Genomic DNA, 13,599 nt, shown 5'->3' on the forward strand with positions numbered 1-13,599 from the left:
CAGAAAAACCTGAGAATGATCACAAATGGTAGCGCTATCTGATAGCGCTATCATAAATTGTGATAGCGCTACCATTTTTATCAGTCATCCGAGTTTCATATGCTTGTGATCGACTTCTAATGCGCTAATATCAAAACCACTAAAACGCTGTGGTAAGATGTCGCGGCAGAAAATAGAGAACACTAAATAAGAACAATGAGCGAACCTCGCAAACGAAGAAGTACTGGCAATGTCACCTTGGCGGACGTCGCTAAAAAAGCCGGCGTAGGCACCATGACGGTATCGAGAGCATTACGAACGCCCGAGCTAGTATCTGACAAGCTGAGAGAAAAGATTCAACAAGTGGTTGATGAGCTCGGCTATATCCCGAATAAAGCGGCAGGGGCTTTGGCGTCTGCTGAAAGTTACTCCATCGCTCTTATCATTCCTTCCCTGTTTGAAAAAGCGTGCGCGCTTTTCTTACCGAGCTTTCAACAAGCGTTGAACAAAGCGGGTTATCAGTTGCTGCTTGGCTACAGCGACTACTCGGTAGAGCAAGAAGAGAAACTGCTTTCGACATTTCTTGAGAGCCGTCCAGCCGGAGTGGTGTTGTTTGGTAATGAACACAGCCAACGTACTAATCAGCTTTTGGAAGCCTCGAACACACCAGTGTTGGAAATTGCTGAGTTAAGTTCGAAAGCCAGTTATCTCAATATCGGTGTTGACCATTTTGAGGTGGGTAAAGCCTGTACCAAGCATGTGATTGAGCAAGGCTTCAAGAACGTGGGCTTCATTGGTGCGCGCGGCGATCACTCCACTTTGCAACGTAAGCTACACGGCTGGCAAAGCGCAATGATTGAGAACTACCTTGCGCCGGACCATTTCTTAACCACGCACGAAGCGCCATCTTCACAATTAGGTGCGGAAGGATTGGCAAAACTATTGCTGCGCGATTCAAGTTTGAATGCTCTGGTATGTAGCCATGAAGAGATTGCGATTGGCGCATTGTTTGAGTGTCACCGCCGAGTGCTGAAAGTCCCGACCGACATTGCGATTATCTGTTTGGAAGGCTCTTCCATGGGTGAGCACGCCTACCCAAGTTTGACTTGTGCGGAATTCGATTACGAACGTATGGGGACGAAAGCCGCAGACAAGTTACTGCAAGCCATTAAAGGTGAGCCCGTAGAGCATGCAACGGACATGGGCTTTAAGCTAAAACGCCGAGCGAGTACTGCGATCAACTAACCTCATTTGGTTAGAAACTAATACGTGATACAAAAAACCTCTCGATGCTGAGAGGTTTTTTATGCGTGAGAATAATGATTCTCTACTAAGGGCGTTCACCTGCTGCTAGGCGACGTTCGATATCTGCCACTACTTCTGGGAAGTCAGCAATGGTGTCGATGAGGTAATGCGGCGAGCTCTTGAGCAATTTTGCACGCGCTTTTTCACGAGCGGCATCAAGCGTTGCTTCGTCCGCGGCTTGGTATTCTTCAAACGTTAGACCTGCTTCGTTACCAGAAAGCAGCAAACCAACGGTCCACATACCGGAGTTGTGACCTTCATCGATGCCCGGTGCGGCGTCATCCACTTTGATGCACGCATTAACGTCGGTTACATTCAGCTCAATCACGTTCTTCAGTGCCATAAATGGTGCAGGGCGACCACCTTGTGGCAGGTCATCCGTTGCTACTACGTAATCCGGTTTGTAGCCGTAATCCGCTGCCACGGGAATCAGTACGTCCATCACTTCACGAGGATAACCAGAACAAGAACCGATCTTGATGCCTTTGTCTTTCAGACTGTTCACAACTTCAATCGCATTTAAGATAGGCTCTGCATGGTCAGCCACTTTCGCTTTTTGCAGAGGCATAAATGCTGCGTAGATAGCGTCGATGTCTTCGCTGGTCATTGAGCGACCAAACTTCTCATTCCAACGCTTATCAACGGCAGGGATGCGTCCCACTGCTTGGATGTGATCCCACTTACCAAGACCCATTGGTTCGCGCGCTTCTTCAAGGTCGATTTCGAAATCAAAGCCTTGTTTGAACGCTTCCACAAAGATGCTGGTTGGCGCAAAAGAGCCAAAATCGACGATAGTGCCAGCCCAGTCAAAGATCACTGCTTGAATTGGTGAGTTGCTCATGTTCAATCCTTTTTCTTGCTTGCCAGAGCGCTTGCCTTCACATTGGAACCGCGCTCTGGATAAATTGGTTTTGTTGAGGTTAGAAGTAGTTAAAGTCTTTGCATACTTTGGCGATGGCTTCTTCGAATATCGCCAACGCTTCGGTTAGTTGTTCGCGAGTAATGATCAGCGGTGGGCTGAGCTGAATCACGTTACCTTGCGATACCTTGAAGCTCACTCCGTTGTTGAGGCATTGGTACAACACAGCTTCCGCTTCGTCATACGCGCGTGCTTTGCTTTCGTGGTCAGTGACCAACTCAATGCCCCACAACATGCCAATGCCACGCACATCACCAATCACTGGGTATTTGGCTTTCATCTCTAGCAGCTTTTCACGCATGAACTGGCTGTCGGCTTTGGCTTTATCTAGCAAGCCGTCTTGCTCAATAGCTTCCATGGTTGCCAGTGCCGCAGCACAACCGATAGGGCTTTTCTCATGAGTGTAATGACCCATGGAGATTTGCTCGGCGGTGTTGTATTTGTCTTTGGTTACCATGGCTGCGATAGGTACTAAGCCTCCGCCCAAACCTTTACCGATGCAGAGCATATCTGGCTCGATGTCGTAGGCTTGGTAGGTAAACCATTCACCGCTGCGACCCATGCCGTTAGGGATATCGTCGATGATCAGCATGACATTGTGTTTGTCACAGATTTCACGGATACGTTTCCAGTAGGCTTTGCTCGGCACTTGTACGTCGGTATTACGAACTGCTTCTGCGATAAACGCGCCCACGCCGCCTTCTTTCTCAATCACGTATTCGAGGTAATCGGCGTAATGCACGTCGCTGCCGTCCGCGATTGGGAAAGCACCACGGTAAGATACGGCTGGTGGGATGCGCTCAACACCTGCCATTAATGGTCCCATGCCTTGGCGGAAACACGCTTCGCCACCCACTGAGATGGCATCCAACGATGCGCCGTGGAAGGAGTCCCACAACGACACCACCTTATAGTTGCCCGTGATGTGGCGAGCTAATTTAAGAGCCATGCCAACCGCAGATGTGCCACCCGGAGCAAACAACACGCGATTCAACTCGCCGCCACAGATTTGGGTGAGTTTTTCGGCACATTCAATCGCGGTCTCGTTGGTAAAACGACGTGGTGAAAACGGCAGTTTGGCAATTTGCTCTTGCACACGTTTAATCACATGCGGGTGACCGTAGCCCAGTTGATGGACGTTATTGCCATGGAAATCCATGTACTTTTTACCGGTAGCATCTTGGATGTAGATGCCTTCTGCTGCTTCCAAGGTATCTAAGCAAGGCGTCGACATGGCTTGATGAAGAAAGACCTCCGAATCACGCTTCAACAATGCTTGTGTGCGTTCATCGTCCATCGATGCATTCCAAGCTTGGCGCGCTGGTGTTGTGTTAACATCGCCTTCGCTGCGGAAGTGGGTGGGTTTGATATTCTGAGTCATAACGCTCTCTCAATCAGAAGGCTGCTTTACGCAACTTGCCAGTACATTGCTTTTTCAATTGCACCGATTAAGCGCTCGATATCTGCTGGGTAAACTTCACCAATGTTGCCGATGCGGAAGCAATCTGCGTTCGATACCTTACCCGGATAGATCACGAAGCCCTGCTCTTTCAAACGTGTGTAGAACGCTTTGAACTGGTAATCACTGTGCGTCGGAGAGTAGAAAGAAGTGATGATTGGCGAGTGAAGGTCATCACTCAGTAGTGGCTCAAACCCCAAAGAACGCATACCTGCAACCAGTGTTTTCTGGTTAGTTTGGTAACGGTGATGACGAGCTTCAATGCCGCCTTCTTGCTCCAGCTCTAATAGTGCTTGGTAGAAAGCGCGAACCGTGTGCGTTGGAGACGTGAAACGCCATTTACCGTGGTTCACTTCCATGCAGTGCCACTGGTCGTAAAGATCAAGGCTCAAAGAACGTGCCTGACCTTGGCACTTTTCGAGCTCAGTTTGTTTTGCAATCACAAAGCCAAAGCCCGGCACGCCTTGAATACATTTGTTTGCAGAGCTGATCATAAAATCGATGCCTAGCTCTGCGATATCGATAGGAATGCCACCAAAGCTCGACATGGCATCGAGAATCACTACTTTACCGTGAGCTTTTGCCGCAGAAGCAAATGCCTCAATTGGGTTAAGCATGCCAGTGGTTGTCTCGCAATGAACAATCGCCACGTGTGTGATTGTAGGATCCGATGCCAATGCAGTTTCCACCTCGTTCAAGTGTGGCTGTGATGTTTCGCCTGGGGAAACTACATGGCATGGAATATTTAGGTATTCAGCGATCTGAGCGATACGTGCACCGTACGCACCGTTGTCGACAACCAACAATTTTCCATCTTTGCCAATGGCGCTGCCAATCGTTGCTTCTACTGATGCGGTCCCGCTACCTTGCATTAGTACGCTGGTGTAGCCGTCTTGTTGAGTCGCCAGTTTTACAAGCTTAGTGCGGATCACTTCTACGATGTCTTTGTTGTATTCATCATCCCAAGTACACCAGTCTTTAAGCATGGCTTCACGTACCGTTTCAGAAGTAGATAGAGGACCTGGAGTCAGTAGTAGGTATTCGTTTTTCATCTCGATTTCCATCAGAATAGGCTAATTGGTCTACACCAAATTTCGAGTTCACTCTAGCGAGGAAGAAAAGGGCAGTAAATAGGCGAATCTCCAATTTCATAAAACTTTAATATCCAGAAAATGGCGGATCAATTGAACGATTATTCATCGCAAATTTTCGTAAAACTGCCATTTAATGGTCATAATTTCGTCACAAAGGCTCAGTAGGGTGTATATCGTCAACTGGTACAGACCAAATGAAAACTTAGCCAAATTAACTGGAGAAAATGATGAAAAACCGTTTGATGAAAGGATCGCTGGCTGCACTTGTCTCTCTGCTAGCTACGAATGCAATGGCAGCACAGGAAGTCACGGTTTACACCGCTTTCGAAACTGACATTCTTGCTAAATACAAGTCTGCGTTTGAGAAAGATAACCCAGATATCAAGATTAAGTGGGTTCGCGATTCCACCGGTATCATGACGGCGAAATTGCTGGCCGAAAAGAACAACCCTCAAGCGGAAGTGGTTTGGGGTCTTGCTGGCTCGTCAATGGCACTGCTTAAAGATGAAGGTCTTCTTAAGCCTTACACACCAAAAGGTTTGGAAGAGCTGCACGCGAACCTAAACGACCCTCAATCAAACCAAGCTTGGTTTGGTAACGATGCGTTCTTTAACGCAGTTTGTTTCAACGAAGCGGTAGCGAAACAACTTAACCTACCGAAACCAACGTCTTGGGAAGACCTAACAAAGCCGGTTTACAAAGGTCACATTGCAATGCCGAACCCAGCGTCTTCAGGCACTGGCTACATGCAGGTTTCTGCTTGGCTACAAAACATGGGTGAAGATCAGGCATGGAACTACATGCGTGACCTAGATAAGAACATTGCACACTACACGCACTCTGGCTCTAAACCATGTGTTCAAGCGGGTATGGGTGAAGTGGCTATCGGTATTTCGATGGCAAGCCGCGGCGCGAAGCTGAAAACACAAGGCGCACCACTAGCGGTTATCACACCAAAAGGCATCGGCTGGGAATCAGAAGCCGTTGGCCTAGTAAAAGAATCGGATGCAGCGAAGCGCGTCGTCGACTGGTCAATCTCTAAAGCGGCAAACGAGCTTTACGTAGAAATGTACCCAGTGGTTGCACATAAAGAAGTGAAAGCGACTGTGTCTAACTTCCCTAATGTTCAAGAGAACATGGCGAAGATGGACTTCGCGCAAATGGGCAGCAAGCGTGCAGAGATTCTAGCGGCATGGTCTGAGAAGTTTGACGCGAAATCAGAACCAAAGTCTTAATTGAATTTGCTTTGAGTTGAATACTGAAATCCACCTCGGTTGAGGTGGATTTTTTGTTTTTGGAAGAGGCGAGAGTCAAAAGCCTTAAAGCAGCAACCCCACCTAACCTCCCCTTGGCTTTAACTTCTGGGGACTACAACAGTCGCGCTGGTAAAGGGGAGGGACTAACTGTACTTGTTGCTCGTGATAGGGAAAGCATCAAAGTCTGTATAACGGGGGGCACTAAGCTCACCACGAAAAAGAAAACCCTCCCCCTTGATAACCGCATTCAAATGCTTGGCAAACTATGCTGATAAAAGGGGGAGTTGGAGGGGGTTGCAAGCGTAGAAACAAACCTCATCACCCTTCATCTATTTGTCATCTTCTGGCTATAAATTTGTCATTGGAACGTAACACTCCAAAACTAAAGTTGGTATATACCATCTGGAGCGTGTGTTATGTCAACTAACCAACATTACCTAAATATTGAAAATGTAGTGAAGCAATTCGGACAGTTCACTGCATTAAAGAAGATCTCGCTAGCGATTGAAAAGGGCGAGTTTGTTTGTTTTCTTGGTCCTTCTGGCTGCGGTAAAACCACTCTGCTACGTGCCATTGCAGGTTTAGACTTGCCAACGTCTGGTGCGATTTTTCAAAACGGTCAAGAGACCACATTCCTACCACCAGAGAAGCGCGATTTCGGCATCGTATTCCAATCTTATGCGCTGTTTCCGAACCTAACTGTGCAAGAGAACATTGCGGTGGGTTTGAAAAACCAAGGTATTTCGACCAAAGAAGCGTTAGAGAAGGTGGATTACTGGCTAGAAACCATTGGTCTTCCAACCTCTGGCGAGAAATTCCCGAATCAACTTTCTGGTGGTCAGCAGCAGCGTGTTGCTTTGGCTCGTGCATTGGCGCTATCTCCGGGTCTACTGCTACTTGATGAGCCGCTGTCAGCGCTGGATGCAAAAGTACGTGTTCACTTACGTGATGAGATTTGCAAGCTGCAACGTAAGCTGGGCATCACCACCATCATGGTTACGCACGATCAGGACGAAGCATTGTCGATGGCGGATCGCATTGTGGTGATGAACCATGGCGTGATTGAGCAAGTAGGTACACCTCAAGAGATCTACCAACAACCAGCAACGCGCTTTGTTGCTGAGTTTGTCGGCAGCATGAACTTTATTGAAACCTCAGCCGCAACAGACTCCCAAGTGCGCATTGCTGAAACCTTGATGCCAGCGCCAAGCTTGACTAATCGTAAGATCCAACGTGGTGACCGCTTCGACCTTGCGGTGCGTCCTGAAAGCATCAAGTTCGTTGAAAACTACAATAACTCTTTACCTGTGCGAGTTACGGCAACCGAGTTTCTGGGGGCGTTTTTCCGCATTGATTGCGTATTGCAAAACGACAGCTCAACGAAAACCATCGTAGTGGATGTGCCTGTGGAAACGGTTCAAAAACTCAATATCAAGGCGGGCGATGTACGTTACATCCAGTTTGCTGAAGAAGGGCTGCATGGTTACGCCGTGCCCTCGGTTGATAAAGCGCTAGCAGCGTAGGTGTAAACATGGATGCGAAGACAATGACGATGAATAGCCTGACCACACAAGACAAAGCAAAATCCTTACTCGGACGTGTTAGCCGCGACAACCTTGTGTTGTTTGGTTTGCTCGCTGGTTTGTCGACCATGATGGTGCTGTTCATCTTAATGCCGCTTTGGGCAATGTTGACCAAGAGTGTGCAAAATGCCAATGGCGAATTTGTTGGATTGGCAAACTTTGCGACGTACTTTTCCTCTTCAAGCTTGTGGGTGTCGGTAGGCAACACCTTCACTTTGGGCGTGATAGTGACCTCGGTGGTGGGTGTACTTGCGTTTGGTTATGCCTACGCGCTGACTCGTTCATGCATGCCGTTTAAAGGTTTGTTCCAAATCTTAGGTACTGCGCCAATCCTTGCGCCTTCGTTGTTGCCGGCGATCAGTTTAATCTTCCTTTTCGGTAATCAAGGTATTGCGAAAGAAATGCTGTTAGGAAACTCGGTTTACGGCGTGATTGGTATCTCGATGGGTTTGATCTTCTGGACCTTTCCTCATGCATTGATGATCTTAACCACTTCGCTGCGCACTTCTGATGCTCGCTTGTATGAAGCAGCCCGCGCACTGAAAACTTCACCCATCAAAACCTTCTTTATGGTGACGTTACCTGCGGCGAAATACGGTTTGATCAGTACGCTTATCGTGGTCTTTACGCTGGTTATCACGGACTTTGGTGTGCCGAAAGTGATTGGTGGAAGCTACAACGTCCTGGCGACTGACATCTTCAAGCAAGTTGTGGGACAGCAAAACTTTGCCATGGGTGCGGTGACCAGCATTATGTTGCTATTTCCTGCGGTAATGGCGTTCGGCGCAGACCGCTGGGTACAGAAAAAGCAAAAGAGCTTATTCGACACACGTTCAGTGCCTTATCAGCCTGAACCCAACAAAGCGCGCGACAGCATTTGCTTGGTTTACTGCAGCATCATTTCTATTGCAGTGTTGGCTGTGCTTGGCATGGCGGTGTATGGCTCGTTAGTTACGTTCTGGCCTTGGAACAAAGCGCTGACGCTAAACAACTACAACTTTGCCGAAATGAGCACTTACGGTTGGAGCCCATTCTTCAACTCACTAACACTGGCAGGTTGGACGGCAGTGATCGGTACAGCCATTATCTTTGTCGGTGCTTACTGCATTGAGAAAGGGCGTGCGTTTGGTCCAATTCGTCAGGTGATGCAAATGCTCAGCGTGGTGCCAATGGCGGTTCCTGGTATGGTGCTTGGCTTGGGTTACATCTTTTACTTCAACGATGCGAACAATCCTCTGAACGTGCTTTATGGCACCATGGCATTCTTGGTGATTAACACGGTAGTGCATTACTACACCGTGGGTCACATGACCGCCCTGGCAGCGCTAAAGCAGTTGCCATCGGAGATTGAAGCCACAGCAGCATCGGTGAAGCTTCCTCAGTACAAGTTGTTCTTTAAAGTGACATTACCTGTGTGCTTACCTGCGATTTTGGACATTGCGACTTACTTGTTTGTTAATGCATTGACCACCACTTCTGCGGTAGTATTCCTTTACTCAACCGATACGATTCCGGCTTCGGTCTCGATTCTGAATATGGATGATGCAGGTCAAACTGGCGCTGCAGCGGCAATGGCTGTCATGATCATGATTGCTGCCGCAATTGCGAAGATTGTTCAGATGACTTTGGGTAAATTGTTAGAAAATCGCACACAAGCTTGGCGCAAAAGATAAGGACACTTCGTGCAATACGTAAAAATTAAAGATTCGATTGTTGAACAGATTGAAGCGGGCATGCTATCGCCGCGTCAAAAACTGCCAGCAGAGCGTAAGTTGGCGGAGTCGTTCGATACTACACGCGTCACTTTGCGTGAAGCGTTATCACTGCTGGAAGCAGAAGGTCGAATCTATCGCGAAGATCGCCGAGGTTGGTTTATCTCACCTGAGCCATTGCGTTACGACCCAACCCAAACGCTGAACTTCCCGAACATGGCGAAAGCGCAAAATCGTGTGCCAAAAACGGAGTTGGTCGCAGCAAAAGGGACGTTGGCAAACAAACAAGCCGCGCGCTTGTTGGACTTGCAGCCTTTCTCGGATGTGTATCGAGTCGACCGTGTGCGATACCTTGAAGACAGACCTGTGGTGTTCGTAACAAACTACATTCGCCCAGAGTTGTTTCCGAACCTGTTGGACTACGATTTATCAAATTCGCTGACGGATATTTATCGCGATCATTATGGCGTTACATATCAAAAGATTCGCTACCGCATTTCAACCAGCACTTTGTTGGGGGAAATGGCTCAAGCACTGCGCGCGACAGTCGGCACGCCAGCGATGGTGGTGGAGCGCATCAACTATAACCAGCACGGTGAGTTGATTGATTGCGATATCGAGTATTGGCGACACGATGCCATCAGCATTGAATCTCTGGCGGAACTCAATCGTTAAGTGGATTTTCTCATTGTCTAAGGCTCCATCTCGGGGCCTTTATTTTATTCAGACAGGAACATTGAAATGGATTTGTTGGCGATTGGTCTCGTCGTTTTTTCTGCTGTTCTCCATGCGGGTTGGAATATCCTTGGTAAAAGCAACTCAGGCTCTGGACTCGCGTTTACTATGGCGGCCAGCTTTTCTGCATGTTTCATTCTTACCCCTTATTTGATTTGGTATTTGGCAACCATTGGCTGGACATCATTACCGAGTGAGTTTTGGGGGTTGCTGTTCATTAGCGGCACTTCACAAATGGTTTATTTGGTCGGTTTGATTGTCGCTTATAAGCACGCTGATGTGGGTGTGGTTTATCCGATTGCTCGGGCGCTGCCTGTGATGATGGTCGGCGCAATCAGTGTGGCATTGGGGCATGAATTATCTAGTCAGCAGTGGCTTGGATTCTTACTAATTACTCTTGGTTGTATGCTGGTACCACTGACGAATTTTCGTCAGATGACATTGGGCTCTTATTTGAACGTTGGTGTGTTCTGGGCATTGATTGCCGCAATAGGCACAACGGGTTACTCCGTGGTTGATAAAGAAGCGCTGAGTTTACTCACAGGGCAAGCGTCAGAGATCTTGAATGATCAGTACAGTGCAATCTTCTACTTAGGTGTGCAGTTTTGGGCGATAGGTATTCCTGCTCTTGTGTGGTGCTTAGTTACGGGCAAGCCAGATGAGATTAAGACAGCGTGGCAGATCCGCAAAACAGCCAGCATGGCAGGGGTAATGATGGCATCCACCTACGGCTTGGTGTTGTTTGCGATGACCATGACAGACAACGTGAGTTTGGTGGTGGCACTAAGGCAAATCAGCATCGTGTTTGGATTGTTTATGGGGATTTGGTTTCTGTCTGAGAAATGGTATCTCACGCGAGGGCTAGGCGTTGCTTCGATTGTGGCAGGGATCATTCTTGCGTTGACGAACTGACACATATTGATGAAAGAAAAAGGCAGCGACTCAGGCCATCGCTGCCTTTTTCTTTTTTAGTTTTTGGGAAGGTTAGGAGTATAAGGGACGTCAGAAACGCAATTGAGCGCCGAACATCACGCCACCAGAATCAAAATCACTGTTCTTTGAGTACACATACTCAGCATTCAAACCAAAGTGCTTGTAGCTCCATCCTAATCCTGCCGCTGCTTCACCGCCAACGCTAGTATGTTCAATGTTTCGGCTCTGTCCATTCACCTTGTAAGTGTACTCAAGGGTGTAGAGCGTCATACCTGCTTTACCGTAAAGTTCGAAACCAGCACCAAGAGGATAACTCGCATAGCCACTTAAACGTGGGCCAGAAAAACTCGTGTCGGTAACCTCTGAAATTGGGCTTAACAGCGTTGAGCCAATACCATCAAACGCCCCTTTGAAGCCCGCTTCAATCCCGAAGTTTTGCGTCGGCATGTATCGGTAATAAACTTCACCAAGAAACATATCACCGGATTCTTCACTTGCGGGGGCGTCATAGCTTACACCGCCATAACCTAGGTTCGTGCCTATGATGTGCTGGCTTGTACTAGCGTTCGCCGATAGGGAAAGAGTCGACAACACCAGAGCAGCAACGAATGAATAACGCATGAACGTTTCTCCTCAGCTTTTTAGCTTTTAGGCTTTTAGCTTTTTAGTTTCTTAGTACTTGTTCGAATGTTGCTTTGGTGTTGTCTAGCCATTCATAACGACGACGGTACATCGAACGTTTAGATCGCGACATCCCGTCGAGATCACGGCGCGGAGCATTCACTGGGAGTGAGTAGAAGTTGCGATCGTACTCAGTACCGCCAAGTTCCTTCCACAATGCATCGTAATCCGTTTTAATTCGTCCTTTGCTATAACGTTTAGCGGCATAAGTGTGTGACTGGGTTTTCACTGCAAGAATGGTTTCACCCCCCCAAATCTGAGCAAGAAGATCCAGCAGACTGACCATCAAACTTTTTGGACGCTGACCGTACAATTTACGAGTCAGCTTTTTGATTTTTTCATTGCTAGTTTCGTTACTGCGTGGGCCTTGTAAGCCACCAATCATGATGCTGCGAGCGCCGTTCTCGTGTCCCAATGTGAACGATAGAGTATAGAAGTTGCCATCTTCTTGGCTGTGTAATACCAAACTCATGTCGCCTTCTTTTTGGTAGCGAGCTTCATAAACCAATTTGACCGTGTAGAGAATATCCTCGATCTCAAAGGTCATCAGAGTGAGTCCCTTGGCATCGGTATAGATCTGTTTCATTAGATCAGGCGAGACGAGCTCCGACACTGTGTTGTAGTGATCAACCACAAGCGCTGAACGATCAATCGCAGGGCTATTTTTTACGATATACGGACGAAATGGTTTTTCTAAGAATCGATGAGTGCGCGTACATAGCATCTCCAACAGTGAAGCCTCGATGTTGTCTGCCAGATACTTAAATGACTTTCGGTAGAACAACGCACGCGCAATGAACTTGATGCGGTATGTCCAGATTGGATGATAAATCTCAGCATACTCATCCGAGTAAATGGTTTTGCTGTGGTGAAGGATGGATTTATTCATGGTTATTTCACTCCAAACTCATTTCCAGTGGTGTCGGTCCTGTCATGTGGCTGTGAGCGTTAGGTATCGAACGCAAAAAGGGAGAAAGCAAAGTGAGCCGTTCTTCACTCCAGCTAGACAGGAACTAGTTTTGAACAGTGTTCTTTTGCTGAGGATTCTATGAGAAAAGCGTGGCGAGGTATTGTAAGGCTTGGTATGAGAGTGTCAGGATTCGCGGTCAGAGCGCGTACAAGAGAGAAGCATCGTGTCATATCCAAAATGCACTTATTTATAGCGATTAGATATATTAAATCTGATAAGAAAAAATTTAGACGGTATGATTAAGCTATCGAGAAAAGCTAATCTACGGATTTACTTAGTTTTTTATTAAAAGCAAAAGCCAAGCCTAACAGTAAATTAAAAATAAAATGGAAATTAATTAAAGTTTTTCTGAAATTAATCTGACTCGCTATAGGTCTCTATACGTACCCTACATTAATCGAGTATTTGGAACTCGATATTTAAAAGGTAAGTAAGGAGCACATTATGAAACGTTTAATCACTCTAGCAAGTCTTATCGCATTAACCGCTACTCCAATCGCTGCTATTGCTGGTGGTTACCAATGGACTAATAACAGCAGAACCATTCATGGTAATGTTGTAGATAGTAAACAAGCCGCTTACGACATGGGCTTTGAAATGATTAAGAACTATCAAAGCAAGTCGTCAGCACAGCTAAGAGACGAATTCAAAAGCTCATTTGATATCGTAGACCGCCAGTCTTTCTCTATTACTAATGCGAAAGTAACAGTAGATGAATTCCTGCAAGATAACGGTCAAATCGCATACCAACCAATATTGAATGTGAAATACGAATACCGCATGCGTGAACCTGGTAATCGTTAATTAATTTATTCGCTAGCATTTATAACTCTATTGCCTGTTTAATCCTTGTTGTATATTCGTTCTATTATTTTTGGGGAGCATTTGCTCCCCTTTTTTATTATTAAATATATATTTCCGGTGAATGTGTTTCTTAAATATAATATCTCATAAATATTTTCTAACGCTCAGC

General features: G+C 46.9%; 12 protein-coding genes. 7 read left to right on the forward strand and 5 right to left on the reverse strand.

Annotation, left to right across the window (positions count from 1 at the left end; genetic code table 11):
• Nucleotides 1–195: 195 nt before the first annotated feature.
• Complete coding sequence (locus tag A9237_RS17255) at nt 196–1,224, forward strand: LacI family DNA-binding transcriptional regulator (RefSeq protein WP_005442357.1); 1,029 nt, start codon at nt 196–198, stop codon at nt 1,222–1,224.
• 85 nt (nt 1,225–1,309) lie between these two features.
• Here the strand turns inward: A9237_RS17255 and phnX are convergent, their stop codons facing one another.
• The 3 genes from phnX to phnW all read right to left on the reverse strand — a co-directional run bounded on the left by phnX (nt 1,310) and on the right by phnW (nt 4,714).
• Nucleotides 1,310–2,125, reverse strand: a complete 816-nt coding sequence (gene phnX / locus A9237_RS17260) for a phosphonoacetaldehyde hydrolase (RefSeq protein WP_078608813.1) — start codon at nt 2,123–2,125, stop codon at nt 1,310–1,312.
• 79 nt (nt 2,126–2,204) lie between these two features.
• A complete protein-coding gene (locus tag A9237_RS17265; protein ID WP_078608814.1) occupies nt 2,205–3,584 on the reverse strand; it encodes an aspartate aminotransferase family protein in 1,380 nt (459 codons plus the stop codon).
• A gap of 26 nt (nt 3,585–3,610) precedes the next feature.
• The gene (phnW, locus tag A9237_RS17270; protein ID WP_078608815.1) at nt 3,611–4,714 is read right to left on the reverse strand and encodes a 2-aminoethylphosphonate--pyruvate transaminase; all 1,104 of its coding nucleotides are present in this window, start codon (nt 4,712–4,714) and stop codon (nt 3,611–3,613) included.
• Between the two features lie 266 nt (nt 4,715–4,980).
• On the opposite strand from phnW, the gene A9237_RS17275 reads away from it, so the two are divergent.
• The 5 genes from A9237_RS17275 (at nt 4,981) to A9237_RS17300 (ending at nt 10,954) form a co-directional block, all read left to right on the forward strand.
• Nucleotides 4,981–5,991, forward strand: coding sequence for a putative 2-aminoethylphosphonate ABC transporter substrate-binding protein (locus tag A9237_RS17275; protein WP_005384363.1), 1,011 nt, complete (start codon nt 4,981–4,983; stop codon nt 5,989–5,991).
• A 437-nt stretch (nt 5,992–6,428) separates the two neighbouring features.
• Nucleotides 6,429–7,535: a putative 2-aminoethylphosphonate ABC transporter ATP-binding protein gene (locus tag A9237_RS17285; RefSeq protein WP_078608817.1), complete on the forward strand. Its 1,107-nt coding sequence runs from the start codon at nt 6,429–6,431 to the stop codon at nt 7,533–7,535.
• Between the two features lie 8 nt (nt 7,536–7,543).
• The gene (locus A9237_RS17290) at nt 7,544–9,268 is read left to right on the forward strand and encodes a putative 2-aminoethylphosphonate ABC transporter permease subunit (RefSeq protein ID WP_078608818.1); all 1,725 of its coding nucleotides are present in this window, start codon (nt 7,544–7,546) and stop codon (nt 9,266–9,268) included.
• A gap of 9 nt (nt 9,269–9,277) precedes the next feature.
• Nucleotides 9,278–9,982, forward strand: coding sequence for a phosphonate utilization transcriptional regulator PhnR (gene phnR / locus A9237_RS17295; RefSeq protein ID WP_078608819.1), 705 nt, complete (start codon nt 9,278–9,280; stop codon nt 9,980–9,982).
• A gap of 66 nt (nt 9,983–10,048) precedes the next feature.
• The gene (locus tag A9237_RS17300; protein WP_078608820.1) at nt 10,049–10,954 is read left to right on the forward strand and encodes an EamA family transporter; all 906 of its coding nucleotides are present in this window, start codon (nt 10,049–10,051) and stop codon (nt 10,952–10,954) included.
• A gap of 90 nt (nt 10,955–11,044) precedes the next feature.
• On the opposite strand, the gene A9237_RS17305 is transcribed toward A9237_RS17300, so the two are convergent.
• Both A9237_RS17305 and A9237_RS17310 read right to left on the reverse strand, forming a co-directional pair.
• Nucleotides 11,045–11,596, reverse strand: a complete 552-nt coding sequence (locus A9237_RS17305; protein ID WP_038868237.1) for an outer membrane beta-barrel protein — start codon at nt 11,594–11,596, stop codon at nt 11,045–11,047.
• Nucleotides 11,597–11,639: 43 nt separating this feature from the next.
• Complete coding sequence (locus A9237_RS17310; RefSeq protein ID WP_078608821.1) at nt 11,640–12,545, reverse strand: VirK/YbjX family protein; 906 nt, start codon at nt 12,543–12,545, stop codon at nt 11,640–11,642.
• A gap of 525 nt (nt 12,546–13,070) precedes the next feature.
• Between A9237_RS17310 and A9237_RS17315 the strand changes: the two genes are divergently transcribed.
• Entirely contained in the window at nt 13,071–13,430 is a 360-nt protein-coding gene (locus tag A9237_RS17315; RefSeq protein ID WP_005442378.1) for a DUF3316 domain-containing protein, read from the forward strand.
• Nucleotides 13,431–13,599 lie beyond the last annotated feature (169 nt).

The sequence above is a fragment of the Vibrio owensii genome (assembly GCF_002021755.1).
Classification (GTDB): Bacteria; Pseudomonadota; Gammaproteobacteria; order Enterobacterales; family Vibrionaceae; genus Vibrio; species Vibrio owensii.

What these genes read in the sequence shown, in the direction of transcription:
- A9237_RS17300 (WP_078608820.1), top strand. Translation starts at nt 10,049, where the DNA reads ATGGATTTGTTGGCGATTGGTCTCGTCGTTTTTTCTGCTGTTCTCCAT.
- phnW (WP_078608815.1), bottom strand. Translation starts at nt 4,714, where the DNA reads ATGAAAAACGAATACCTACTACTGACTCCAGGTCCTCTATCTACTTCT.
- A9237_RS17315 (WP_005442378.1), top strand. Translation starts at nt 13,071, where the DNA reads ATGAAACGTTTAATCACTCTAGCAAGTCTTATCGCATTAACCGCTACT.
- A9237_RS17275 (WP_005384363.1), top strand. Translation starts at nt 4,981, where the DNA reads ATGATGAAAAACCGTTTGATGAAAGGATCGCTGGCTGCACTTGTCTCT.
- A9237_RS17305 (WP_038868237.1), bottom strand. Translation starts at nt 11,596, where the DNA reads ATGCGTTATTCATTCGTTGCTGCTCTGGTGTTGTCGACTCTTTCCCTA.
- A9237_RS17255 (WP_005442357.1), top strand. Translation starts at nt 196, where the DNA reads ATGAGCGAACCTCGCAAACGAAGAAGTACTGGCAATGTCACCTTGGCG.
- A9237_RS17310 (WP_078608821.1), bottom strand. Translation starts at nt 12,545, where the DNA reads ATGAATAAATCCATCCTTCACCACAGCAAAACCATTTACTCGGATGAG.
- phnX (WP_078608813.1), bottom strand. Translation starts at nt 2,125, where the DNA reads ATGAGCAACTCACCAATTCAAGCAGTGATCTTTGACTGGGCTGGCACT.
- A9237_RS17285 (WP_078608817.1), top strand. Translation starts at nt 6,429, where the DNA reads ATGTCAACTAACCAACATTACCTAAATATTGAAAATGTAGTGAAGCAA.
- A9237_RS17290 (WP_078608818.1), top strand. Translation starts at nt 7,544, where the DNA reads ATGGATGCGAAGACAATGACGATGAATAGCCTGACCACACAAGACAAA.
- A9237_RS17265 (WP_078608814.1), bottom strand. Translation starts at nt 3,584, where the DNA reads ATGACTCAGAATATCAAACCCACCCACTTCCGCAGCGAAGGCGATGTT.